The sequence below is a fragment of the Christensenella sp. KGMB01412 genome (assembly GCF_055522415.1).
Genome location: NZ_JBVFVW010000003.1, coordinates 350,458 through 375,104 on the forward strand (window position 1 = coordinate 350,458; position 24,647 = coordinate 375,104).

The window sequence follows — 24,647 nt, forward strand, 5'->3', positions numbered from 1 at the left end:
ATATTATACCACGCGATGAGGTATAAGGACATAAAAAATTTACTTAATTCTTGTTAACAAAGGATGACGTTTATGTTAGTATTATAATATAAAGGATATATATTTATGAGTGATATTATTGATCGGACGCTCATTTTTGCGAAGCGGGAAGATAAACCGGTTATTATTGTATATGATGGAAAAAAGGGAATTTCGCAGCGGCGGGTATATATACGTAATATCGCGGAAGAAAAGATAACCGTATATTGTACTCAAAAAAAAGCAATTCGTGTTTTTGACAGAAAAGGAATCCTATCAGCGGTAATTGCAGACGAGTGAGGAACTGTCATGAAGGAAAATAATAACGGCGAAGCCGAGCGTGAAATGCTACGCGAGCTGGATGAAAAAATGCGCCTCTTTGCAAAAGAACGTGAAAAATTGAACCAGATGAGCAGCAGCAGGATTGCTCTTGGTAAGCCCCTTACGGACGGCGAGCTGTTAAAGCAAAATGAAATGTGCGGCGGTATCGGCATCGATATTATGAAATTACAGGAACTGCTCAATGAAGATGAGGGAGAACAATTTGAAGAATAGCACCTATAATACGGAATATATTTCGTCTATCATCAATGCAATGAGCGATATGGTTCGTGTCATTGCCAAGGATGGCACGGTTCTTATGACAAACGAGGCCTTTGTGAAGCGGTTTGGGGAATCGGTTGGACGGGAATGTTATGAGCCGTTTCACCAGAAAATACGATGTGAAAATTGCTTGTCGCGCGATGTAATGCGTACCGGAGATCCGCGGCGCCTGACGCGCAAGGTCAAAGGGCGCGTTTATTCGGTGACGGTTTCGCCGCTGGCCACCTCAGGGGATGAAGTCAATGCGGCGGTTGAGGTGTTTCGCGATATTACGCTTGACTACAACATCAAACAAAACCTGTTGATGCAAAATGCGAAAATGCAAAAGGATTTGCAGCTCGCGCGTAAATTGCAGGAGGCCCTTGTGAAGGGAGCGCTCCCCAAGGTGGATGAGTACGAGCTTACAGCAGGATTTTTTCCATGCGAAGCGGTAGGAGGCGACATCTACGACTGCACGGTGTATGATGACAAGCTTGTTATTTACGTGGCGGACGTTTCCGGACATGGCGTTATGCCGGCGATGCTGGCAGTATTCTTCTCAAGGGTGGTTCGCGCAGCGTGCCTGATGGGCAACTTCCTTCCGTCGGAGATACTTTCCTACGCGGAAAAGGAATATGTGGATCTCAATCTTTCGGATTCGATTTATATCACGGCATTTATCACGGTTATAGACCTTAAAACGAATCAGGCTGCGTATTCCAATGCCGGCTTTTCCGTGATGCCGGTCGTTTACCACGAAGGAAAATTTGAAGAGCTTTATATGCCGTCGCATCCATTATGCGACTGGTTTGGGGACGAATCCTACCAGGACGGCTTTTTTACGTTTCAGGAAGGCATGCGGATGCTGATTTACACGGATGGCGTAGATAATATCCACAGCGATCCAAAAGTAAAAGACCGGCTTTTTGAACTGCTTGGAAGAGAGGATTTCCGCAGCGAAGATTTTATTGATGAAGTGAGGGAAGAATTGCACAGCAACCCTGAGGACGACCTTACGATGCTGCTGTGTATGAAAAACGGATAAGGAGTATACGGTTGACCGGAATATTTGAAGCGATCGGGAATGCGTTGATAGCGTTTTCCTGGCGTGACGTAGTAGACATCATTATAGTAACAGTCATACTGTATTGGCTGATTAAGCTGCTTGCGAGGACGCGGGCGGTGAGGGTGCTCATCGGAGTGGGAATCATCCTTATTTTATCAAGGGTTTTTGTCGCACTCAATCTGCAAACGGCTTCGTGGCTGATGAATACCATGCTCAGCGCGGGGGCTGTCATTATCGTGATTTTATTCCAGCCGGAAATCAGGCGCGCGCTTGAAGCGCTCGGACGCGGCAAAATTTTCACCTTCGCCACCAAATCCCAGATGGAAGTGAAAAATGCCGAGCATATCATCGAAGAAATTTCACGCGCAATGCTTAGTATGTCCAAACAAAAAGTGGGCGCGATTCTTGTGTTTGAGAGAAAAACAGGGCTTGGGGACGTGATGGATTCAGGCACAATGCTTGACGCTGATATTTCCAGTGAACTGATCGAGAATATATTTTATCCCAATACGCCCCTGCACGACGGGGCGATGATCCTGCGTAACGACCGCATTGTCGCCGCAGGCTGCTTTCTGCCGTTATCTGATAATAAACAGGTAGCGCAGGAGCTTGGAACGCGGCACAGGGCATCCCTGGGGGTTTCCGAGGTATCAGATGCGTATGTGCTGGTGGTATCGGAGGAAAAGGGAATTATTTCCTTTGCGTATGACGGCGTGCTGCGGCGCTACATCGATGCGAAAGCGTTAAAGGAGATATTGTCCGAGCTCTATCTTCCGGAAACGGAGGAAAAGGGAAGTAAAAAACTCACCGGATCAAAATTCAAACGTAAGGTGGGTGACGATAATTGAGTAAAGTTGTGGATATCATCAAACGGATATTTGTCAATAATTGGAAAATGAAGCTGATTGCGCTTATTTTTGCACTCGTTTTGTGGAGCTTCATGATCGCCGAGACCAATCCGCCCAAATCAAAAGTGTTCAAAGATATTCCCGTCACCTTTACAGCGGCGGACGAGCTCAAGCAAAAGGGCCTTACATCCACGGTACCTCTTTCCGAGCTCTTAAAATCGGTAACGGTGGAGGCGGAAACAAATGCGGACGCTTTGCAGTATTTGAATGAGAATATGATCAGGGCTACCGTAGACCTTTCCTCGATCAATGACGTAGGTGAATACACGCTGCCTGTGAAGGCAACGAGCACATTCAGTCAAAGTACGATTGTCAGCAAGGATCCGGAAACGGTCACCATTACAATAGAAGAAATTGCATCGCGTGAGGTGCCGGTGGAAGTGAAACTCACGGGAGACCAGAAGGACTGGCTCTATTATGGGCAGCCTGTGCTTGATGAGGCGAATGTCAGCGTCAGCGGTTCCAAATCAAATGTAGAAAAGGTATCCAAGGCAATTTGCTATATCAATATAGACTCCATGGAAACTTCTACCAAAGAGAGCTATAAGGTAACGCTTGTCGACAGCAACGGAAACGAGCTCTCAGGCGACCTGTTTACAGGGGTTCCGTCGGTTATTGTGGAAATGCCCGTCTATCCCAAAAAGGATGTGCCGATTGATACGGAGGCTGTGAAAAGCAGCATCACGGGGCTTGCGTCGGGCTTTGAAATCAGTAAATTGACTGTGGATCCGGAAACGGTCAGCATCGCGGGGACGCTGGAAAATATCGATCCGGTTACTTCGGTATCGCTTGAGCCAATCGATTTGGAGGGCGCCCAGGGCGATATGATCATCGAGGCAAAGGTCAAGCTGCCTGAGGGCGTGATTGCGGCAACGCCGTCCACTGTAAAGCTGCAACTGAGTATTTCCCAGCCGGAGATCATGCGGACCTATTCCGCCAAGGAAATCAGGGCAAGGAACCTGGAGGACGGGCTTACGGCGAGCATCAGTCCGACGGCAATCGACATCAATGTCTACGGCACGCAGGAAGTGTATGACACAAATGATATCACCTCCTCAAAAATCAAGCCGTTTGTAGACCTGACTGGCCTTTCAAAGGGTGTTCACGAAAATGTGCCGGTTAAGTTTGAAAATGAACCGGACCTCGGCGTGCGGTTGGAGCCGTCGCAGGCTACGGTGACTGTAACGATCACCTGAAAACGGGCTGAACAATAAAAGACATGGCTGCAAAGACACCAGAAAGGTGTCTTTGTTCTTGGAGGAAACTATGAAAAAATTCAATATATTTGCAGGAAATTACGGGAGCGGGAAGACGGAATTATCACTCAATACTTCCATTGCGCTCGCCAAAAAGGCAAAGACAGCGCTTGTGGATATCGATGTCGTAAACCCGTATTTCCGGAGCGCGGAAAGCGCGGAGCTCCTTGAAAAAAACGGCGTCTACCTGATTGCGCCGCCGTATGCGAATACCAATGTGGATGTCCCGGTGCTTTCTGCCGAGGTGAACGCGGCATTTGAATACGAAGCGGCGGTGTTCGACGCGGGCGGAGATCCGGTCGGAGCGGCGGCGCTCGGCGGGCTGCTCCAGAAGTTCCAAGCCGTGAGGGAGGATACCATGCTCTATTATGTGGTAAACGCGCGCAGGCCCCTGCAACGCAGCGCAGACGAGATCATCGAAATGATGGAGCAAATCAGCGCGCGAATCCGGCTTTCCATAGATGGAATTATCAACAATACGAACCTTGGACGGGAAAGCAGCGCTGTAGATTTACTGGATGGGCAGGTTGTCTGCGAGCAGGTTTCGAAGCGTACGGGCGTGCCGATCTCCTATGTTTCCGGGAAACCGGAAATACTGGTGGAGTTTAAAGAAGCAGGGTATCATATCCCGCAGATACCACTTACGATCTATACTTTTCCGGACTGGCTTGTTGACGATGAACATGAAAAGTGCTAATCTATAAATAAGCGCCATTCGGCGCTTTTTAGAACAAAATCTAAAATATTTACATATAAAGGTGAGAAAAAAATGGCTAATTTAACGATCTATGAAGATACCTGCAAGGGCTGCGGCCTGTGTATCGGGGCTTGCCCCAAAGACCTTCTCGCGATTGATAAATCGCATCTTAACGCTAAGGGCTATCATCCCATTGGGATCGAGAAGCCGGAGGAGTGCATCGGCTGTGCCTCCTGTGCGCGTATGTGCCCGGATTGCGCTCTTGAGGTAGATAAATAAACGTAAAGTGAGATCAAATAAATTTAGATAAAGGTGAATGGAATTTATGGATAAGGTATTAATGAAGGGGAACGAGGCCATTGCGGAAGCGGCTATCAAAGCAGGCTGTACGCATTTTTTCGGATATCCGATCACGCCTCAGAATCAGGTTCCTGAATATATGTCCAAACGGATGCCACAAATCGGCGGGACGTTTATTCAGGCGGAAAGCGAAGTTTCTGCAATCAACATGGTGTACGGAGCGGCAGGCGCGGGTGCGCGCGTCATGACGTCCTCGTCCTCGCCGGGAATCAGCTTAAAGCAGGAGGGGATCAGCTATATCGCTTGTGCGCAGCTGCCCTGCCTGATTGTAAACATCATCCGCAGCGGGCCTGGCCTTGGCGGTATCCTTCCGTCGCAGGGAGACTATTTCCAGGCGACAAAGGGCGGCGGCCACGGCGACTATCATCTTGTGGTACTTGCTCCGTCAAGCGTACAGGAAGCGGCGGACCTTGTTGCGGAAGGCTTTGACATTGCAGATCAGTACCGCATCCCGGTTATGATTCTGGGAGACGGAATGATTGGGCAGATGATGGAGCCGGTTGCGTTCAAGGAAACAAAGGGACGCGACCTGCCGGAGAAAACATGGGCGGCAAACGGCTGGAAGGATAAATCCCGCCAGCGTAATATCATCAATTCCCTTTATATCGAAGCGGAATCGATGAAAGAGGTAAATGACCAGCTCCAGGCGAAATATGCTGAGATTACCAAAAATGAGACGCGTGTGCAGGAGTTTATGACAGAGGATGCGGATTATGTGATCGCGGCCTTCGGAACGACGGCGCGTATCGCGAAAAACGCTGCCCTCAAAGCGCGTGAAATGGGCATTAAGGTCGGCGTAATTCGTCCGATTACCCTGTGGCCCTTCCCTTCGGATGCGTTTGCACAAGCTGCGGAGCATGTTAAGGGGATACTTTGTGTGGAAATGAATACAGGACAGATGATCGAGGACGTAAGGCTTGCGGTAAACGGCAAGGTTCCGGTCGAGTTCTATGGAACGGTTGGCGGGTTCATCCCGACTCCTGATGCGGTTGTAGATGCCGTTAAAAAGCTGAAGGAGGGCAAATAATCATGGCAAAAGTATTTCAAAAGACAAAAATGCTCACAGACGTGCCCTTCCATTACTGCCCTGGTTGCACGCATGGCATTATCCACAGGCTGGTTGCCGAGTGTATTGAGGAGATGGGCATGGAAGATAAGGCGGTCGGCATCGCGCCGGTCGGATGTGCGGTATTTGCATATAATTATTTTAACTGCGACATGATGGAAGCGGCGCACGGAAGGGCTCCGGCGGTTGCTACAGGAATCAAGCGCACTTGCCCGGAGGATCTCGTGTTTACTTATCAGGGCGACGGCGACCTTGCTTCGATCGGCACAGCGGAAATCGTCCATGCCGCTGCAAGGGGAGAGAAAATTACAGCGATATTCGTAAACAATGCGATTTATGGTATGACAGGCGGACAGATGGCGCCCACAACGCTCGTTGGGCAGGTGACCACGACGTCTCCTTATGGCAGGAATGCGGAAACGCAGGGGATGCCGGTTAGAATGGCAGAAATGCTTGCGACGCTGGACGGTGCGTATTACATTGAGCGTACCTCTGTGCACAATGTCCCAAGCATTATAAAGACGAAAAAGGCGATTAAAAAAGCATTCCAGTACCAAATGGAGGGCAAGGGCTTTTCTATGGTGGAAATCCTTTCCACATGCCCGACAAACTGGGGGCTGAACCCGGTGGAAGCCCTGAAATGGCTGGAAGATAACATGGTGCCGCAGTATCCGCTGGGCGTAACAAAGGAGGGCAAATAATCATGACGGAAGAGATTATTTTAGCCGGTTTCGGCGGACAGGGCGTGCTTCTCGCAGGGCAGATCATTGCGTATGCGGGAATGAACGAGGGAAAAAACGTTTCGTGGCTGCCGTCCTATGGCCCGGAAATGCGTGGCGGAACCGCCAACTGTAACGTTGTGGTATCTGATGGCGAGGTCGGCTCCCCGGTTGTCGTGGATGCGGACTGCGTACTCGTAATGAACAGGCCTTCCTTGGAAAAATACGAAAAGGACCTGAAGCCGGGCGGGCTGCTGCTCATCAACTCGGATTTGATCGAGATAGAGCCTACGCGTACGGATGTGAGGGTAATCAAGGTTCCTGCAAATTCACTTGCGGAGCAGGTTGGCAGCATTAAGGCCGCGAATATGGTTATGCTTGGCGCGTACAACGAATGTGCGCATGTGGTCGAAAATAAGACGATCATCGAATGCCTTGCAAAGATTATGGGAGAAAAGAAGGCGCATTTGATTCCTATGAATGAAAAAGCGCTGGAAGCGGGCGCACAAGCTGCGAGATAACCAGTTAAGACAATGAAAAGCTGTTGCCATTGACAACAGCTTTTTTGTTGTCTTTTTAAATCGGCGGCGCGACGAAGAATGGGGCGTGTAAACCATAGAATATCCATGTCATTCCATACAAAAAAGGCCCTGCCTGCAAGAAGCGGGGCCTTTAAAAAACTGCTTTAGCCTTCCGGAGCTACCGATGGACTGGGATCGGGAGTATGGGTAGGTGCCGTACTTGGAGTTGGCGTTGGGATAGGGTTAAAGGTCGGCGTGGGGATCGCACTTGGCACTTCCGAAGGAGTAGGCGTTGGCACCGCGATATGCGCGCCGTCACAGTCCGTGGTCGGATCGCCGCCGCTTACATAATATCCGCCCTCGCCTATTACGGGCTCCGACGCAGTCAACCCTGCCGATCCTCCGCCAAGCCATTGCGCGTAAGGCGAATTCTCAGGGAATATGCGTCCGCCGCCGACGGTGTAGGCATATTCCTCAGGGCACAGGCCTTCTACAAAGCGTTTGCCGGAAAGGCCGCACATTTTTACGCTGACTGACGAGCACTGGTTGCAAACCTCGGTCGGTTCGTCACCTTTTGCCATCCAGTCGGTAAAGGTTTCGCAGCCGCTGCCGGGTTTGAGCCCTGAATACCGGCAGACTGTAACGCTGGTATTGATATTGAAATCCTCAGGCGTTCCATCAATAATTTCTTTATCCGTCAGCCCTTCGTGGATTTTCTGCATATATTCCTTCCAGAGCGGCGCGGCAATTCCTCCGCCGTATGCTTTGCTGCCAATGGTTTTTGCCAGGTCGTGCCCCACCCATACCATTGATGTATAATATGGCGTGTAGCCGGCAAAGGTTACGCCCTTGTTGTCGCCGACCGTACCGGTTTTGCCTGCAGTTGTCATACCGTCAAGGCGGGCCTGGCTACCGGTGCCTTCCTGCACTGCATCTTCGAGGATATCCGTCAGCATATAAGCGGTAGAGGGTTTGAAAGCCTCGTGCACGTCGCGGTCTGTTTCCGTATCGATGACAACGTTGTTGTCCGCGTCGAGCACCTTCGTGAAGGATACGGGCTGCCGGTATTCACCCTCGTTGGCAATCGCAGCATATGCGCCTGTCATCTGGATAGGCGTAACGGTAGAACCGCCGAGCGCAAGTCCAACGCCTGTCGGCGTGATATTCTCGTCAGGGATACCAAGCTTATGCAGGTATTCAACGGATGTATCGATGGTAACATAATCCATTAATGTGCGCGCGGCAGCGACATTTAAGGATTTTACAATCGCAGTGCGCATCGTGACAGGCCCTTGCGTACCCGTAATAGTAGGAGAGCTGTCTTCTCCATCTACGATCCAGCCGCTGATCGGAACAGGTATATTCGCAACCGGCGAAGCGGCGCCGTAGCCGGTATCAAACGCGGGGCCATAGACGGCAAGCGGCTTGATCGACGAACCGACCTGCAAACCTGTATTTGCGCGGTTGAGACTGCGTTTGACCTCAGGATCGTCACGCGAACCCACGATTGCCACAAGATAGCCGGTGGAATTATCGATGACTACAGCGGAGGATTGCGGTTGTTCGGTCACATTTCCTGCACTGTCGGTAAGCTCGGTTTCCACACCGCTCGGTAACTTGGTGGGATAACCGTCATATTCGGAAAGGGTATTCTGTACGGTTTCCTGTATCTTCGGATCGACAGTCGCATAAATTTTGTAGCCGCCCACGCGCAGCTCGTTATCCACTTTCTGACGGTTGGCTTTCGTATCCTCAAGGCCTTCCTTTTCAAGCATAAAGGTTTGCACGTCATACATCATGTATTCGATAAAATGAGGATATGGATACAGCTCGTTCGTAGGAGAGGTTTCCTGTACGTTCATTTCAGCCTTCCAGATGTCGAGGTAACCCTCTTTTAAAACCTTATTATCCGAAGTCGATTCATCTGCAAGGTATTCGGAAGCGGGAACCATTACTTCATTGTATTGTTCCTCTGTGATCATTCCATCCCAGTACATACGCTCTGCAACGATGTTCATGCGGTTGATGAGGTCGGGCAGGTATTCCGGATGCGTATAGGTCGCCGTGCGCGGGTTATACCGCGTAGGATTTTGTGTGATTGCCGCAATGCAGATCATTTCACGCAGGTTAAGCTCGGAAAGCTCTTTATTAAAGTAATCGTGCGCCGCCGTCTTCACGCCGTATATCGTTCCGCCCAGCGGGATCGCGTTAAGATAGGCTTGCAGAATTTCATCCTTGGTATACTTTTTTTCAAGCTCGGTTGCAAGATATGCCTCCTGCAATTTACGCTTATAGGATCTTTCGTTCGTGAGCAGCGTATTTTTGACTAGCTGCTGCGTGATGGTACTGCCGCCTTCCGTTTTACTGGAAGACAGGTTTGATACGAAAGCGCCCAAAAGACGGCGGAAATCAACGCCGTTGTGTTCATAAAAACGGATGTCCTCCACGGCGATTACCGCATTTTTGAGGTCATCCGGTATTTCGTCGAGGGAAGCGACATCCCTGTTTTCAAGGCCTGTGTAGGTTGTGATATAGCTTCCGTCAATCGCGCTGTATATTTTCGTGTTCTGGTTCTGGTCGCTTATTTTGGATACGTCAAGCTCGGGCGTGGTTCCAAGATATGCGTTTGCAACGCCCATCACCGAGCCAATACCAATCGCCACTACGAGGATAATCGCAACAAAAGAGAGCTTGATTGTTGTCAGCATGACGCCAAGAACAAAATTGGGCTTTTTCTCTCTTGGTTTGAATATTGACTGGTGTTTTACAGCGGGGATGAGCTGTGTTTCATCCTTCTGCGCCTGTGTCAGCTTTTGAACAGGCTTTTTAAGCGGGGCTTTTTTAGGAGCGGTCGGCGAAAACTGCTTGGTCATGTCGTCAGAAAAAACAACCGTCTCCTCGCTCACCTTTTCTTCAGGCTTTTTTGCTTTTGGCTCCGCCTTCAGGGGAGCCTGCTTTGGAAGAGGTTTTTGCGGCGCCAACGGCTGTTTTGCCTGAGAAGGCGAAGCCTTTGGCTTTGATTGTATGGGCCGTGCCTTTGGTTTTACCTGGGCCGGTTTTTGGTTTACAATCTTTTTCTGTTTTGGTTTTTCGGGCTTTGCGGAATCGGTTTGCAGCCCGCGAAAGGTTTCTTTGATCTTTTGTCCTGCCTGCACAAAAAAACGCTTGGCCTTTGCGCCCAGCTCATTTATTTTATTTCCAACAGTTCCGGTCTTTTTATCCGGATCTGTTATATTATCCCGTTTGTCCTTTTGGGGAGCCATATTACCAGTACCTCCATTGCATGGCGAGCCATGCGTATATATATGACAATCTTACCATAAATCAGCCTGCAAATAAATGTTTTTCACAAATTATTCATATATGCGGAGGATAAGAAACAAACGGAATTTTCTTATTTCATAGCGTCCCAAAAAGTCATGATAGAATTGGCGGGAAGGATTTTTGAAAAGAAGAGGTGCAGAATATTTGTAATACCATAGATGGAAATATCTTTTCCTTTTTGGGCGTCCTTCAGGGCATGGGCTACAACCTTGCCGGGGGAGGAAGGGAACAGAAAATTTTTCACCGCGCCGGAATCGGCATTTTCACGCGCTACGCTGAAAAACTCCGTTTTGGTCCAACCGGGGCATACTGCGGTAACGCTTACGCCCTTTCTTCCCAGCTCACGGTTTAACGCGCGGGAATAGCTCAGGACAAACGCCTTTGTCGCCGCATAAACGTTCATATCGGGCAGTGGCTGGAACGCTGCGGTAGAAGCAATCTCAATAATATGCCCGCCGGAAACCATATAGGGAATGCAGGCCGAGGTGACGCTGAAAAGCGCACGTATGTTCAGGTCGATCATTCTGAGCGCGTCGCTTTCCCGCACAGATTCGAAATCGCCGAATTTGGCCAGGCCGGCGCAATTTGCAAGCAGCCGAATCTGTGGTTTTTCGGTATTTAAGACCGATTTCAGGTCTTCAATATGCGAGCTGTCCGTTAAATCATATGCAAAAATCCGCATGGGCAGACGGGTATTGTTTTGCAATTCTTCCAGCCGCTCCCTCCTGCGCGCAATAGCCCAGATTTCATCAATCTTTTGCTGACGGTCTATTTGCAGTGCAAATTCCCGTCCCATACCGGAAGACGCGCCGGTCACGATTGTGATTTCCATAGATTCCACCTCCAAAATCGGTCGCTTTCTATTCAAAAGATAAACGCGACGATTATTCCAAAACTTCGAACAGTAAATTCAAGATGCTTCTATCATAGTTCAAAGTTTACAAGAAAGCCATCTTATGATACTATCTTACAGTAGAAATTAATTATTTTTTGAGGTGAGTAAGATGTCTGGACATTCGAAATGGTCAACGATTAAAAATAAAAAAGGGAAAGCGGACGCGGCCCGGGGCAAGGTTTTTACAAAAATCGGCAGGGAGCTTGCGGTAGCTGTGAAGCTTGGCGGCTCTGATCCGGCTTCCAATTCGCGCCTGAGGGACTGTATTGCCAAAGCGAAAGCAAACAATATGCCAAACGATAACATCACCCGTTCCATCAAAAAAGCGGCGGGCGAGCTTGGAAACATCAACTATGAGGAACTGACCTATGAAGGCTACGGCATCGGCGGCGTCGCTGTTATCGTAGAAACCATGACGGATAACAAAAACCGTACGGTTGGCGAGGTGCGTCATGCGTTCGATAAATTTGGGGGCAGCATGGGTACCACGGGCAGCGTGTCCTTCCTGTTTGATAAAAAAGGAATCATAGTCATCGATTCGGAAGCGGGCGATGAGGATACGGTAATGGAAGCGGCGCTTGAGGCGGGTGCGGAAGATTTTACGGCAGAAGACGGCGCATATGAGATTACGACAGCTCCTGAGGACTTCTCGGCAGTGCGTGAAGCACTGGAAGGACAGGGTTACGAATTTTTATCCGCAGAGCTCGATATGGTGCCGCAGACGACAACGAACCTTGACGCGGAGCAGCAGGTGAAATTCGAAAAAATGCTCGATATGCTCGAAGATAACGACGATGTGCAGAACGTCTATCATAATGCGGAACTTCCGGACGAAGAATGAACAAGCCGCTTATATAGCGGGATTTGTGCTGTAATATATATGATAGTACAGATGAAAAACATGTTTTTTGGACAGTCCCGGGGCGTTTGAAAAGGGATTGAAGCAAAAAGCCGGAATCGTATCAACTGATAAATCAAAAGACCTTGCCGATCCTTCCAAAAAAGGAAAGCAAGGTCTTTTCATATCATGGAAAAGTTGGCAGATTTGCCATGATTATGACGGCGGGCTGCATCTGGAGCAGGGAGAATAACCGTCTGCTTTTGCTTCGCTGAGAGAAATTGCAATTTTGCTTTTTTTCAAATAACTGCAGCCGCCTGTATGATATTTTTCTCCTGTTTTGGTAATATAAACTGTTGCGCCACCGCCGCTTTTTTGGTCGGGGGAAGCGTCGCTGTTATCGCTGCTGGTACTATTCTTAGAAGAAGAGGTCGATTTTTCAGAAGACAGCTGCTCTGCTTCGGCAGTTTTTTGACTCAGTTGATTTTCGAGGTCGGTTATTTTTGATGATAAATCCTGAATGGTTTGATTGGCTGTCGTCAAATCACCGGAAAGCTTTTGGTTTTCGGCTTCCAGTTCCTCCAATTTCTGCGAAAGCGCATCCAGTTCAGCGGATGTTTTTTCTAACTGGTTTTCCAGTTCGATTTGCCCTGCGGCAAGCTCGTCGCGTTCGCCGACCACTTTTGTATATTCTTCCTGTGGTACGCCGCAACCAATGAGCCCGATACAGAAAAGTGCAACCAATAGGGTTGCTAATAGTTTTTTCATAGCTGATACATCTCCTCACCCTTTATTGTATGGTTCGATTATATCCAAAAAAGCAGGCGGTTTCTGCATTTCGTTAAAAGCATGACAAATCAGTTAAAATAAGTGATAATACATTACGATTCTGCCGTAAGGCAACCAACCGGATCAACCAATATATTTTGCAGAATGTTCGTGAGAAGCCCTTTTGGCACAGGCTGTATGCGGTTGCGAAATGCAGGCAATTATGGTATATTTAACTGGAAACTTCTATTGGATTGATCCGGCAAAAGCTGGTCGGCAGGACAGGTTAACTTTTTATTATTTTCAAATACATTTTTTATATTATTCATCGAAAGGAGAAGTCATGTATATTAATTTAAAGGATGGGATGTTTACAGACAAGGAAAGCCTGTTTGTAGACGATGGCTCGCTCAAAGCGTATTTATACCGTTTCGAGAGCGGTATTTGCGCGGTAAAGCTCCAAAACAGCGAGGGCTTTATCACGGTTCTGCCGTTCAATGGGCAGATGGTGTGGGATGCGGAGTTCCACGGACGTTCCCTTAAAATGGAAACGAGCTTTGCAATGCCAAAGAAAAGGGAACTGTTCCGTGATACTTACGGCTGCTATATCATGCACTGTGGAATCCTTGCAATGGGCTGCCCCTCGCCGGAGGATGACCACGGGCATCATGGAGAAATTCCCTATGTCACTTATGACAGCGCCGGTATTGTAACCGGTAGCGACGAAAAAGGCAGGTATATTGCAGTTACGGGCGAATACGAATACAATCGTGCATTCGGCAGCCACTATATTGCCCGGCCAATGGCAAAGCTTTATGAAGGCAGCACACTCATTGACGTGAGCATGGAGGTGCAGAACAAATCGCGCGAAGCGATGGACCTGATGTATATGTGCCATATCAATAACAAAACAGAAGCGGGAGCGGAAGTGTTCCAGACATTGCCGTGGACGCCCGAGCATATGGTGGTGCGCGTCAGCATTCCGCAGTACAATACGCCTGATCCTGCATTTATGGAGCTTTTGGGACGTGTGCAGGAGGACGTAAAGGTGACAAAAATCATAAAAGAGGGCGATGTGTATGATCCGGAGATCGTCCTTTTCCTGCGCGATCCCAAAACAGATGAAAACGGTAAAGTTCATTTCCTGTACGTCCATAAGGACGGCAGCGCGGACTATACCTCATATGATCCCAGGGTTTTAAACAGGGGCGTGAGATGGATGGTTTACCATAAGGACTGGCAGTCCATGGGAATGGTTCTCCCGTCAACGGCGGAACCGGAAGGCTATCTGGCTGAAAAAGCAAAAGGCAACGTCCGCAGTTTGCCGCCGCAGGGGATTTTTAAGTCTGAGATCACCACCGGTTATATGGCGCCTGGGCAGGCGGAGAAAATGAAAGAAACAATCGAGCAGATCATGGAGGGATGACAGAAACATGGAACAGCGTTTGAGCAAAATATTTAAGCACGAAAAACCAATAATCGGCATGGTGCATTTGCGCCCGTTACCGGGCTCGCCAATGTATGATAAAAAGAAAATGGGTATGGAACAGATCATCGATATTGCGGTGAAGGAAGCACAGCTGCTTGAGAAGGGCGGCGTGGATGGCCTGCAAATCGAAAACATCTGGGATTATCCTTACATCAAGGGATGCGAGATCGGCCCGGAGACCGTTGCTGCAATGACAGCCGCGGCAACTTATGTGCGGCAGGCGGTTAAAATTCCAATCGGTGTGAACTGCCATCTCAACGGCGGCGAGCAGGCGCTTGCGATTGCGGTCGCTACAGGCGCAAAGTGGATGCGCGTATTTGAGTGGGTAAACGCCTATGTTTCCCACGCGGGTATTCTGGAAGGGATTGGCGGAAAGCTGGCAAGGTACCGCGCTGCGCTTGACGCGCGTGAGGACGTACTGTTTTTATGCGATGTGAACGTAAAGCACGGCAGCCATTTTATCATCTCAGACCGCAGCTTTGCCGAGCAGGCAAACGATGCGGTGACGGAAGGGGCGGAAGCGCTGATCGTGACCGGTTTTGAAACGGGGATTGCGCCCACGCCGGAAAAGGTCAAAGAGTTTTCGGACAGCGTGGACGTCCCGGTGCTCCTTGGCAGCGGCACGACCAGTGAAAATGTAAAGGAGCTTCTGGAGCATTCCGACGGCGCGATTGTGGGAAGCTATTTCAAGGAAAACAACGACTGGAAACAGCCGGTTAGCCTGGAACGTACGAAGCAGTTTATGGATGCTGTATGGAGTATTCGAAATGGGAAATAACGGGAAACGTATTTTATGCGTGGGCAGCATTAATATGGATCTAACGATGTTTATGGAACGGATGCCCGCGCCTGCGGAAACGGTGATAACCGATAACTTCGCAACCTATCCCGGGGGCAAAGGAGGGAATCAGGCGGTTGCCGCGGCACGTATGGGCGGAAACGTTGGGTTCCTTGGAAAGCTTGGCACAGACAGCTTTAGCAACCAGCTTCTGGAAGAACTCCGCAGGGACGGGATCGACACCTCGCATATCCTGATCGAGCCCGACGAAACGGCGGGAATCGCTATGATACGCATTGACAGGGAAGGAATTAACTCGATCTCCTTTTCACCGGGGGCGAACGCGCTCCTTACGCCGCGGGACATTGAAGAAAACGAGGCGTTATTTGAAGAGTATGATTTTTTGCTTGCGGTTTTGGAGATTCCGTGTGAAACAGTGTACGCGGCGATCCGTATGGCAAAAAAGCATGGTATGACCGTGGTGTTCGATCCGTCGCCTATTCCAAAGGAACCGTTTCCTCAGGATATTATCCGCATGATTGATTTTACAAAACCGAATGAAATCGAGGCGGCACAGCTTGCCGGCATTAAGATTACGGATATCGCTACGGCGGAGGCGTGCCTTGAAAGCCTTCTCACAGCAGGATTTCCCTGCCCAATCGTTTCCCTTGGCAAGGAGGGCTGCATTGCGCCTGTTGGCGGGAAAAATACGCGGTTCACGCCGCCAAAGGTACAGGCGGTTGACAGTACGGCTGCGGGCGATGTGTTTTTAGGCTCGTTTACAGCGGCGCTGTCCAGGGATTATCCCCTTTATGAGGCGATTCGCTTTGCTTCGGTTGCGTCTGCGCTCAGCACCACGGTGAAGGGGGCGCAAACCTCCATACCAAGGCTCGCCGAGGTGGAAAAAGTATGGAAAGAGCTTTCAGAATAACAACGATCAAAAAAGCCGGCAGCGCCGGCTTTTTTTATTGCTTTTTATTTTGCAGGTTGTAAGCCGTTTTGGCCAGAAGGGAATCCGGAAGCAGCTTGGAAAAGAACCGTGCGAACTTCATCGTTGCCCCGGGAACGATGACCGTTTTTTTGGCAAACATTTTCTTAACCGCATAATCTGCTACAGAAGGAGAAGAAAGCCCGCCAAAACCGAACTGCACACCCGCGGTTTTGTTAAACTCCGTATCCACCGGGCCGGGGCAGAGCGCGCTGACAGATACGTTTTTTCCTGCACGGCGAAGCTCCTCACTCACAGCCTGCGTCAGGCGCAGCACATAAGCCTTGGACGCATAATAGGACGAGAAGAGCGGCCCGGGCAAAAAGGCCGCCGACGAGGCGACGTTGAGGATATACCCGCGGTTCTCCGCAATAAAATCCTTCAGGAACAGCTTCATCAGGATATGGGCCGAAATGATGTTGACGTCCAGCATATCGATTTCTTCCGGGAGCCCGGTTTTGTCAAACGCGCCAAATACGCCGTACCCGGCGTTGTTAATAAGCACACTGATATCTTCGTTTTTCGTTTGCCCGTACAGGCGCAGGCATTCTTCCTTTTGGGAAAGGTCTGCCGGAATGACAATAACGTCTGTGGCAAGCTCGCTTTTCAGCTCCAAAAGACGCTCCTCCCGCCGGGCGGTAATAACCAGGTCATACCCCCGTTTGCTCAGGTTTTTAGCGATATCCCTTCCGATCCCGGAGCTTGCGCCCGTAATGAGTGCCTTCATTTGCCATGCCCAACCTTTTTAAAATGATATTTTATTATACCATGTTTTGGGAGTGGGAAAAAAGTCTTTCATTTGTGCAATCAGGCATTGGAGTTTATAATGGAAGGGAATCAAACAGGTAAAGGACAATAAAACGTTATGGCAAAACAAATAACCGCAGCAATACTTTGTATTTTAATGGGAATTGGAATCGCGGGCTGTGCGCCTCAAAGCGAACCCGTACAAACGGCGCAGGCGCAGGACTCTGCCGCGATAAGCACTCCAACGGCAACGCCTACGCCCGCGCCTGCCGCCACCCCTACGCCGGAGCCTGCTCCAACTCCGACGCCGGAACCGACACCAGAACCTACGCCGGAAAAACCGCTTTCCGGAATCGTGATTGGAATCGATCCGGGGCACCAGGCAAAGGGTAATTCGGAAAAAGAGGCCTCCGCGCCGGGGGACGGCGAGATGAAGGCAAAGGTATCTTCGGGTGCGGACGGAAGAAATACAGGAACGCCGGAATACAAGATCACGCTGGCAGTGGGGCTCAGGCTGCGGGATATTCTCGAGGAAAACGGCGCGCAGGTTGTTATGACGCGTGAATCGTCCGACGTGGATATTTCGAACAAAGAACGTGCGACTATGATGAATGACGCGGGCGCAGATCTCGTGGTACGCCTGCATTGTGACGGAGTGGACGACGAATCCGTACACGGCGCGCTGATGCTGGTGCCTGTGGGAAGCCATGCACAGGGTTTTGAGGAAGAAAGTCTTGCGGCGGGAAAAGCCATCCTGAATGCGTTCGTGGAAGAAACGGGCGCAAAAAACAGGGGGATTATGGAGCGCGACGACCAGACCGGATTCAACTGGAGTACGGTTCCGGTGTGCAACATGGAAATGGGCTGCCTTTCCAATGCAAAAGAGGAAGAGCTGCTTATTTCAACGGATTACCAGAATGAATGTGCGCAGGGAATTTCAAACGGTATTTTGAATTATTTCGGATGAAGACGGGAGAGCAATATGGATATCAGCCTCGATTCTTATAAAACATTTTACTATGTTGCAAAGCTTTCCAGTATCACGGCCGCAGCGGAAAAGCTGTATATTTCGCAGCCGGCTGTGAGCCAGTCGGTGAAGCAGTTGGAGAAGCTTCTCGGTTGCAGCCTTTTTTTCCGGACAAAAAAAGGCGTGACGCTGACGAAGGAGGGCGAAGCGCTTTATTTCCATGTCGCCAGGGGGTACGAGCAGATTTTGCTCGGCGAGAGGCGGCTTGAGGAAATGCTTGATTTTGAGACGGGCGAGGTGCGAATCGGCGCGAACGATATGACGCTGCAATATTACCTGCTGCCTTTTCTGGAGGCGTTCCACAACAAATATCCCAAGGTGCGTATGGGAATCATGAACCTCACAACTCCCGCGACGATCGGAAGCCTGCGGGAAGGCAAGATAGATCTTGGCGTGGTCGGCTCGCCGGTCGAAAACTACAAAGGGCTTTCCGTGCAGGACGTAGCGCAGATACAGGATGTTTTCCTTGCGGGCGAACGTTTCAGGCATTTGCAGGGAAAGCGTCTGTCGCTCGGGCAAATTATGCAGTATCCGATCGTCTGTCATGCAAAGGGAACGAGTACGCGCCAGTATCTGGACGAATTTTTTGCAGGGAAAGGAATCGAACTCCGGCCAGACTTTGAGGTCGCTACGTCGGACCTCATTGCACCGTTCGCAGAACGCAATATGGGGATTGGTATTGTGGTCGACTTTTTTGCGAAGGAAAGTATCCGCAGGAAAAAGGCGTTCGTGCTGGAAACGGAGGAGCAGCTGCCGCCGCGTAAAATATGTGTGGTGACCGGGAATAAGGGACAGGTATCCCATGCGGCTAAGGAGTTTATCCGATCATTGAAATAAGTTGTGCTTATAGTATATATAAATAATATAGATTTTACTTATGTGACTTCTGAGGGTATCATAACAGTGAAAGCATCGTTGTGAAGGAAAGGAAGTCTTTTTTGTGAAAAAAAGTTGGATTTATATTATTTCTGCAATTATATTGTTCAGTACGATGGAGATCGCGCTTAAGCAGATCGCGGGGGATTTTAATCCCATGCAGCTGACGCTGACGCGTTTTCTCATCGGGGGGATATTCCTGATTCCGTTCGCGGTGAACAGGATGAAGAAAAGAGGCGTACGGCTCAAGAGAACGGATCTGCGCGTATTTGCTTTGCTTGGCCTCATTGGCGTTGCCGTCAGCATGACGTTCTACCAGCTCGCGATCCTTGAAACCAACGCGTCTGTGGTAGCAGTGCTGTTCAGCAGTAATCCGGCGTTCATCATGTTGCTTTCGGCGCTGCTGCTTCGCGAGGTCATCCACAGACGGAATGTGATCGCGATCGTGGCTGAAATTGTGGGAATCATTATACTGATAGGTCCGCTGGGCGCGCAGGTTAGTGCGGGCGGTATCATCCTGACACTTCTGTCTGTCCTGACATTTTCGCTTTATGGCGTTATGGGCAAAAAGAAATGTATGCAGTACGGCGGCGTCACAGTAACCTGCCTGAGTTTTTTATTTGGTGCGGCAGAGCTGTTCGTGGTGGTTCTTTTAAGCCATATCGGTGGCGTAGCGGACTATATGACGGCGCACGGCATGGAAACGTATGCGAATATTCCGCTGTTGACCGGTTACAGTATGGAAAACATCTGGATCGTACTGTATATCTGCATCGGCATTACCGGCGCGGGCTTTGCGTCCTATTTTACGGCAATGGAACGGACGTCGGCAAACACGGCATCCCTTGTGTTTTTCTTCAAACCGGTGCTGGCAACGATACTTGCCGCGGCGATCCTGCATGAAGCAGTACCCTCCAATATGATCGCTGGAATTGTACTGATATTGGTTGGTTCGGTGGCAATGCTGGTTCCGGGGCTGCGCCCGCGGGGAAAAAACTTGCGTACAGCCTGCGCCATACGGGAAAAGTTAGCGGAAAAGTAAAGAAAAGAAAGCTGGAAAGCGGCGCCGAAATACGGGCGCCGCTCTTGTTTTCAGGAAGGGGGGATGTTATACTGAAAAAAACGAAAGAAACGGGGTTTTACCATGGGAAAAGTAGTTGCAACCGCCAACTCTGCCAAAGCGGCAAAAGCGGGAATGAACAATTTAAGTACGCTTGCGAAAAATAAAATTCTGGAAGCGATGGCAAACGGGCTGCTTTCCAATACGGAAGAGATCATGAAGCAGAATGCGCTCGATGTGGATGCAGCGCGGGAGAAAGGGCGTACCCCTGCCCTCATCGACCGTCTTGCGCTGGATAAAAAAAGGATCGCAGATATGGCACAGGGCCTGCGCGACGTTGCTGCGTTGCCGGATCCGGTGGGCGAGGTGATTCATGCGGTGCGCCGTCCGAACGGGCTGCGCGTGGCCAAAAGGCGTGTGCCGATGGGCGTGATCGGTATCATCTATGAGGCGCGTCCGAATGTAACGGCGGATGCGGTTGCGCTGTGCATCAAAACATCAAACGCAGTTGTCCTGAAGGGCGGCAGCGAAGCAATCCATTCCAATACCGCGATTGCAGATATCCTTATTCGCGCAGGGGAGGCTGCTGGAATGCCGCACGGAGCAGTGGGGCTCGTTACCGATACATCACGCGAGGCCGTAACGGAAATGATGAAGCTGAACGGCGTGATAGACGTGTTGATTCCGCGCGGAGGCAGCGGGCTGATACAGTCTGTCGTACAAAACGCTACCATTCCCGTCATTGAGACAGGTGTGGGAAATTGTCACATTTATGTTGATAAGACGGCTGATCTTGATATGGCGACGGCAATCACGGTTAATGCTAAAACGACGCGTCCGGCAGTGTGCAACGCAGCGGAGAGCCTTTTGGTGCACGAAGATATTGCGGGAGATTTCCTGCCGAAGGCCTTTGCGGCGCTCCGGGAGAAGGGCGTAGAAATCAGGGGCTGCAAAACCTGCCAGAAATATGGCGCAAAGCCTGCCACGGAAGAGGATTACGATACTGAATTTTTAGACCTGATTATCTCGGTTAAGGTTGTGGACGATGTGGATGAGGCAATCGCACATATCAATACGCATGGAACCGGACATTCGGAGGCAATCATAACAAACGATTACCGCAATGCGGAAAAATTCAAGGACGAGGTAGACAGCGCTGCGGTATATGTAAATGCAAGCACCCGGTTTACGGATGGTTTTGAATTTGGCTTTGGGGCGGAGATTGGTATTTCCACACAAAAGCTGCATGCGCGCGGGCCGATGGGGCTTATGGAGCTTACAACGACCAAATACGTGATCGATGGAGATGGACAGATTCGTTAACTGACGGGAACAGGTGGCATGAAAAAAACTTCGGCGGCCCTGTGGAATGATTTTTGCGGCTTTCTAAAACAAAACAGGTATGCGGTGATAGCTGCGTTTGTGTTTGCATATGTTTGCTATGGTTTTATGCTCACGCACTATACCCTCGGGATTGACGAGGAAACGTGGCTTATGAACGCAGATCCTGAGCTGATCAAAAATGTCTGGATCCAGCAGGGACGGTTCGGGCTTTACCTGTTTGACAGCGTTGTTACCCCAATGGGAAATTATATTCCATTTTTTTCAGATTTCATGGGCGTAACGCTGTGGACGGCAGCGGGGGTTTTACTCGCATACTGCATCACGATTTTTTTCAAGGAACCAAGCCGGTTTTCTGTCTTTGTTTTTTGCGCAATGTTTTCTTCCATACCGCTTGTGGCCGGGGAAATACTGTCCTTTTCGATGTTCAGCATGCAGCAGGGGCTCGCGATGCTCCTTGCGGCGTTTGGCGTGCTGTGTATTTACAGATATTTTCAATACAAAAAGCCGGCGGCGCTGCTGCTGAGCGTGGTATTTATTTTCTTTGCGACGTCGTTTTACCAGGCCTTTGCGGGAGTTTTCCTGACGGCGCTTGTGGCGTACGCCCTTGTGCGCGTTATACGGGACCAAACATACGGGTATGCGAAAATCGCAAAGGAGGTTTTGTGGGGCCTTTGCGCTGTTGCGGCCGGAGTGGGCGCATATGCGTTGATTAACGCATACCTGACCACATATGTCGCTCCCGGGGGCCAGGCGTATTTAAGCGAAGGCCTGATTGGCTGGGGGAAGGCGGACAATGCGCTTTCGGCGCTTTTCCTGCCGGTTCGTAACGCGGGGGCGGTGCTGCTTGGCGTAAAGACCTATGGAGGCGCTGTGATTATGGTACTCACGGTGCTTTTTCTGATTTTTACAGTGGTTTGCGCAGCACGCAAAGCAGGTGCAAAAAACAGGATTATGGTTTTTTTAACGTGTATCCTGCTGCTTATTTCCCCATTTTTTATGGCGGTGCTGCTCGCGCAGCCAACCGTTATTGGGCGTACGCTGCTTGCGTTGCCGTTCGCGATGGGTGTGGAAGCTTTTCTGATCATTAATATGCTGCCAAAAACAGGCGCCCTTCGCGCGTGTGTCAATCTCGTTTTTTGCGCGCTGCTGCTTATGAACGCGGCGTATATGAACCTGATGTTTTTCCATGGCTATGTAGCGTATGAACAGGACAAGGCGACAGGCGTACAAATCGTCGAACGCCTGAATGAAGCCGGACATGATGAGAATACCCCGGTGATCTTTATTGGTAAGCTCGAGCAGCCCTATGAGCTTATTCCACAGGGAGCGGTAACCGGATCGTTTTTCAGCTGGGATGGCGGTAACAATGCGCGGATACGTGATTTTTTGTATGCGGAGGGCTACACGGTATGCGCTTATACCCCGGAGCAGTTTGCGAAGGGAGTGGAACGCTCGCAGGATATGCCTTGCTGGCCGCAGGAGGGGTGTATCCAAAGGAGCGGGGAATGTATTGTCGTCAAACTCAGCGAGCCGGACGACGCATGGTATGGGCTTAATATCATGGTATAAAAAAGGCTCAATGTGTTTAATAATATAAAAAGGCAAACGAGGTGATAGCTATGGATAATGAGAACCTGATACCAAAATTTGAACTGGAACCAGAGGAACTGACCGAACGTAAAATCAGGCAGCATAAGATCGCAGGCTGTATTGTGGCTGCGTGCATGATCATCCTTGGGATCATGATGGTAGTCATTCCACAAGGAGGAAGCTTTGCCGTCAATTACGGATTATCAATCGGCGTGTTGATTATGGGACTTTATGAGATGATCGCCTTTTTCAGGACGGCGCCCCCTTACCGCAACGATATGGCTCTTGCAAGCGGAATTATTATGATACTGATGGGGGCTGTAATCCTGGTGCTTTCCGTTGGAAACATGGCAAGCCAGGATATGATGCTGGGGCTCTTTACGGTGGCGCTTGGTTTTATCACGATCTACAGGGGTATTATGCAGCTTTTTTCGTGCAGCAGGTTTAAACGGCTGGATGAAAAGGACACCGCATGGCTGCAGCTTAGCGGCATCCTGAATATTGTGCTGGGCGTGCTCGTGGTGATTCTGCCCTTTACCGGCCTGCTGCTTACAAGCGTCGTGCTGGGGATTTACCTTGCGGTTGCAGGCGTCGCACTGCTCACGGAGGCAGTCTCGGGAAAGGTTGCGCGCAAGAGATAGACAATCATAAAAGACAGGGGGGATTTGAAAACATGAAAACAGCTTATATGAAAGCGCCGTACAAATTTGAAATAAGGGACGTTGCCCTGAAGGAGCCGCAGGAGGGGGAGGTTTTGATCAAAATCAAAGCGTGCGGGTTTTGCGGGTACGACAATATTCTGGCGAGCTATGCCGCCGAAGAATGGCAGCCGTTCGGACACGAATTTTCCGGAGTGGTAGAAAAGGTTGGCAAGGGTGTAACCCGCTTACAGGCAGGCGACCATGTCGCGTTGGAAACGTCCATATTCGATCCGACGGCGGACTGCTCGCTGGACGGGCGCGTGGATTTCAGTATGAATGGGCCAAGCTTCATGACGGGCGGCAGGGAAAGCATGGGCTTTTCCGAATACGTAATCGCACCGGAAATACTTTGCGTGCCGTTTACGGGTATTTCATTTGAGGAAGGCGCGTTTTTGGAGCCGCTCGGTGTGGCGATTGATTTTATACTGACGGCGGATATCAAAATGAACGACGACGTTCTTGTCCTTGGCCTTGGGCCGATTGGGCTGATGGCGCTGCAAATGGCAAAACGGTGCGGCGCGCGCAAGGTCTACGCGGCACAGCGGTCTGGTGCGGATAAGCGGTGTGAGCTTGCAAAACAGTTTGGTGCGGATGAGATTATTTTTACCGACAAGGTAGACCTCACGCAGTATGCGTTTGAAAAAGGCGGCGTCGATAAAGTGCTTGTATCTTCACCGCCTGCGACGATTGACGCGGCTACAAGGGTATGTAATGTGGGAGGAATCGTTTCCTTCCTTGGGATCAGCTATGGCGAGGGTGCGGCAATGACGCTCGACTCTAACGTGATCCACGGAAAGAAGCTGCAGGTCAGGGCTTCTAATGCGATTCCCGCACTCTACTTCCCCAAAGGAATCGACCTTATCAAGGCGGGGATCGTGGATGTAAAATCCCTGATTACCCACCGCTTTACGCTGGATGGGCTGGACGGTGCGCTCAACGCCTACCACAAGGACCGGGCAAACGGCGTTAAGGCAATGATGATAGAAAAATAAAGAAAATCAATAAAGCCCCGCAGAGAACCCTGCGGGG

At 50.1% G+C, this 24,647-nt stretch carries 25 protein-coding genes; 21 read left to right on the forward strand and 4 right to left on the reverse strand.

Annotation, left to right across the window (positions count from 1 at the left end):
• The first annotated feature begins 105 nt into the window (after nt 1-105).
• From ACS5WU_RS07180 to ACS5WU_RS07225, 10 genes are all read left to right on the forward strand, one after another.
• Nucleotides 106-318 (forward strand): hypothetical protein, encoded by a 213-nt coding sequence (locus tag ACS5WU_RS07180; RefSeq protein ID WP_046443564.1) that lies wholly within the window; start codon nt 106-108, stop codon nt 316-318.
• 9 nt (nt 319-327) lie between these two features.
• Entirely contained in the window at nt 328-573 is a 246-nt protein-coding gene (locus ACS5WU_RS07185) for a hypothetical protein (RefSeq protein ID WP_046443565.1), read from the forward strand.
• Nucleotides 542-1,645, forward strand: a complete 1,104-nt coding sequence (locus ACS5WU_RS07190) for a SpoIIE family protein phosphatase (protein ID WP_465089063.1) — start codon at nt 542-544, stop codon at nt 1,643-1,645. The genes ACS5WU_RS07185 and ACS5WU_RS07190 overlap by 32 nt, the downstream gene beginning before the upstream one ends.
• 11 nt (nt 1,646-1,656) lie before the next feature.
• Nucleotides 1,657-2,514 (forward strand): diadenylate cyclase CdaA, encoded by an 858-nt coding sequence (cdaA, locus tag ACS5WU_RS07195; RefSeq protein ID WP_052740458.1) that lies wholly within the window; start codon nt 1,657-1,659, stop codon nt 2,512-2,514.
• Nucleotides 2,511-3,770 carry a CdaR family protein gene (locus ACS5WU_RS07200; RefSeq protein ID WP_046443567.1) on the forward strand — a complete coding sequence of 420 codons (1,260 nt, stop codon included), beginning with the start codon at nt 2,511-2,513 and terminating at the stop codon, nt 3,768-3,770. Before cdaA ends, ACS5WU_RS07200 begins: the two co-directional genes overlap by 4 nt.
• A gap of 70 nt (nt 3,771-3,840) precedes the next feature.
• The gene (locus tag ACS5WU_RS07205) at nt 3,841-4,527 is read left to right on the forward strand and encodes a hypothetical protein (RefSeq protein WP_046443568.1); all 687 of its coding nucleotides are present in this window, start codon (nt 3,841-3,843) and stop codon (nt 4,525-4,527) included.
• Nucleotides 4,528-4,599: 72 nt separating this feature from the next.
• Nucleotides 4,600-4,806: a 4Fe-4S dicluster domain-containing protein gene (locus ACS5WU_RS07210; RefSeq protein ID WP_046443569.1), complete on the forward strand. Its 207-nt coding sequence runs from the start codon at nt 4,600-4,602 to the stop codon at nt 4,804-4,806.
• 46 nt (nt 4,807-4,852) lie between these two features.
• The gene (locus ACS5WU_RS07215; protein ID WP_046443570.1) at nt 4,853-5,914 is read left to right on the forward strand and encodes a 3-methyl-2-oxobutanoate dehydrogenase subunit VorB; all 1,062 of its coding nucleotides are present in this window, start codon (nt 4,853-4,855) and stop codon (nt 5,912-5,914) included.
• A 2-nt stretch (nt 5,915-5,916) separates the two neighbouring features.
• On the forward strand, nt 5,917-6,654 hold the full coding sequence (locus tag ACS5WU_RS07220) for a thiamine pyrophosphate-dependent enzyme (RefSeq protein ID WP_046443571.1): 738 nt from the start codon (nt 5,917-5,919) through the stop codon (nt 6,652-6,654).
• Between the two features lie 2 nt (nt 6,655-6,656).
• Nucleotides 6,657-7,193 (forward strand): 2-oxoacid:acceptor oxidoreductase family protein, encoded by a 537-nt coding sequence (locus ACS5WU_RS07225; protein WP_046443572.1) that lies wholly within the window; start codon nt 6,657-6,659, stop codon nt 7,191-7,193.
• Nucleotides 7,194-7,357: 164 nt separating this feature from the next.
• Here the strand turns inward: ACS5WU_RS07225 and ACS5WU_RS07230 are convergent, their stop codons facing one another.
• Both ACS5WU_RS07230 and ACS5WU_RS07235 read right to left on the reverse strand, forming a co-directional pair.
• Entirely contained in the window at nt 7,358-10,456 is a 3,099-nt protein-coding gene (locus tag ACS5WU_RS07230) for a transglycosylase domain-containing protein (RefSeq protein WP_302760872.1), read from the reverse strand.
• A gap of 131 nt (nt 10,457-10,587) precedes the next feature.
• Nucleotides 10,588-11,349: an SDR family NAD(P)-dependent oxidoreductase gene (locus tag ACS5WU_RS07235; protein WP_465089064.1), complete on the reverse strand. Its 762-nt coding sequence runs from the start codon at nt 11,347-11,349 to the stop codon at nt 10,588-10,590.
• A 172-nt stretch (nt 11,350-11,521) separates the two neighbouring features.
• Between ACS5WU_RS07235 and ACS5WU_RS07240 the strand changes: the two genes are divergently transcribed.
• On the forward strand, nt 11,522-12,253 hold the full coding sequence (locus tag ACS5WU_RS07240) for a YebC/PmpR family DNA-binding transcriptional regulator (protein ID WP_046443575.1): 732 nt from the start codon (nt 11,522-11,524) through the stop codon (nt 12,251-12,253).
• A gap of 213 nt (nt 12,254-12,466) precedes the next feature.
• Here the strand turns inward: ACS5WU_RS07240 and ACS5WU_RS07245 are convergent, their stop codons facing one another.
• Entirely contained in the window at nt 12,467-13,018 is a 552-nt protein-coding gene (locus ACS5WU_RS07245) for a hypothetical protein (RefSeq protein ID WP_046443576.1), read from the reverse strand.
• A 343-nt stretch (nt 13,019-13,361) separates the two neighbouring features.
• Between ACS5WU_RS07245 and ACS5WU_RS07250 the strand changes: the two genes are divergently transcribed.
• From ACS5WU_RS07250 to ACS5WU_RS07260, 3 genes are read left to right on the forward strand one after another with little or no spacing between them, the layout of a single operon-like run.
• Nucleotides 13,362-14,444: a DUF4432 family protein gene (locus tag ACS5WU_RS07250; protein ID WP_197408884.1), complete on the forward strand. Its 1,083-nt coding sequence runs from the start codon at nt 13,362-13,364 to the stop codon at nt 14,442-14,444.
• A gap of 7 nt (nt 14,445-14,451) precedes the next feature.
• A complete protein-coding gene (locus ACS5WU_RS07255; protein ID WP_046443577.1) occupies nt 14,452-15,285 on the forward strand; it encodes a BtpA/SgcQ family protein in 834 nt (277 codons plus the stop codon).
• Complete coding sequence (locus tag ACS5WU_RS07260) at nt 15,275-16,216, forward strand: ribokinase (RefSeq protein WP_046443578.1); 942 nt, start codon at nt 15,275-15,277, stop codon at nt 16,214-16,216. Before ACS5WU_RS07255 ends, ACS5WU_RS07260 begins: the two co-directional genes overlap by 11 nt.
• Before the next feature lie 34 nt (nt 16,217-16,250).
• On the opposite strand, the gene ACS5WU_RS07265 is transcribed toward ACS5WU_RS07260, so the two are convergent.
• Nucleotides 16,251-17,000 (reverse strand): SDR family NAD(P)-dependent oxidoreductase, encoded by a 750-nt coding sequence (locus ACS5WU_RS07265; protein WP_059108730.1) that lies wholly within the window; start codon nt 16,998-17,000, stop codon nt 16,251-16,253.
• 177 nt (nt 17,001-17,177) lie between these two features.
• On the opposite strand from ACS5WU_RS07265, the gene ACS5WU_RS07270 reads away from it, so the two are divergent.
• From ACS5WU_RS07270 to ACS5WU_RS07300, 7 genes are all read left to right on the forward strand, one after another.
• Entirely contained in the window at nt 17,178-17,987 is an 810-nt protein-coding gene (locus ACS5WU_RS07270; protein WP_465089065.1) for an N-acetylmuramoyl-L-alanine amidase family protein, read from the forward strand.
• Between the two features lie 15 nt (nt 17,988-18,002).
• Nucleotides 18,003-18,884: a LysR family transcriptional regulator gene (locus ACS5WU_RS07275; protein ID WP_465089066.1), complete on the forward strand. Its 882-nt coding sequence runs from the start codon at nt 18,003-18,005 to the stop codon at nt 18,882-18,884.
• Between the two features lie 103 nt (nt 18,885-18,987).
• Complete coding sequence (locus ACS5WU_RS07280; protein ID WP_046443581.1) at nt 18,988-19,965, forward strand: DMT family transporter; 978 nt, start codon at nt 18,988-18,990, stop codon at nt 19,963-19,965.
• 102 nt (nt 19,966-20,067) lie between these two features.
• A complete protein-coding gene (locus ACS5WU_RS07285; RefSeq protein WP_059108733.1) occupies nt 20,068-21,306 on the forward strand; it encodes a glutamate-5-semialdehyde dehydrogenase in 1,239 nt (412 codons plus the stop codon).
• 18 nt (nt 21,307-21,324) lie between these two features.
• Complete coding sequence (locus ACS5WU_RS07290) at nt 21,325-22,896, forward strand: glucosyltransferase domain-containing protein (RefSeq protein WP_302760129.1); 1,572 nt, start codon at nt 21,325-21,327, stop codon at nt 22,894-22,896.
• 50 nt (nt 22,897-22,946) lie between these two features.
• Nucleotides 22,947-23,558, forward strand: coding sequence for an HdeD family acid-resistance protein (locus tag ACS5WU_RS07295; RefSeq protein WP_046443584.1), 612 nt, complete (start codon nt 22,947-22,949; stop codon nt 23,556-23,558).
• A 32-nt stretch (nt 23,559-23,590) separates the two neighbouring features.
• Nucleotides 23,591-24,610 (forward strand): zinc-dependent alcohol dehydrogenase, encoded by a 1,020-nt coding sequence (locus tag ACS5WU_RS07300; protein WP_046443585.1) that lies wholly within the window; start codon nt 23,591-23,593, stop codon nt 24,608-24,610.
• The last annotated feature ends 37 nt before the right edge of the window (nt 24,611-24,647 follow it).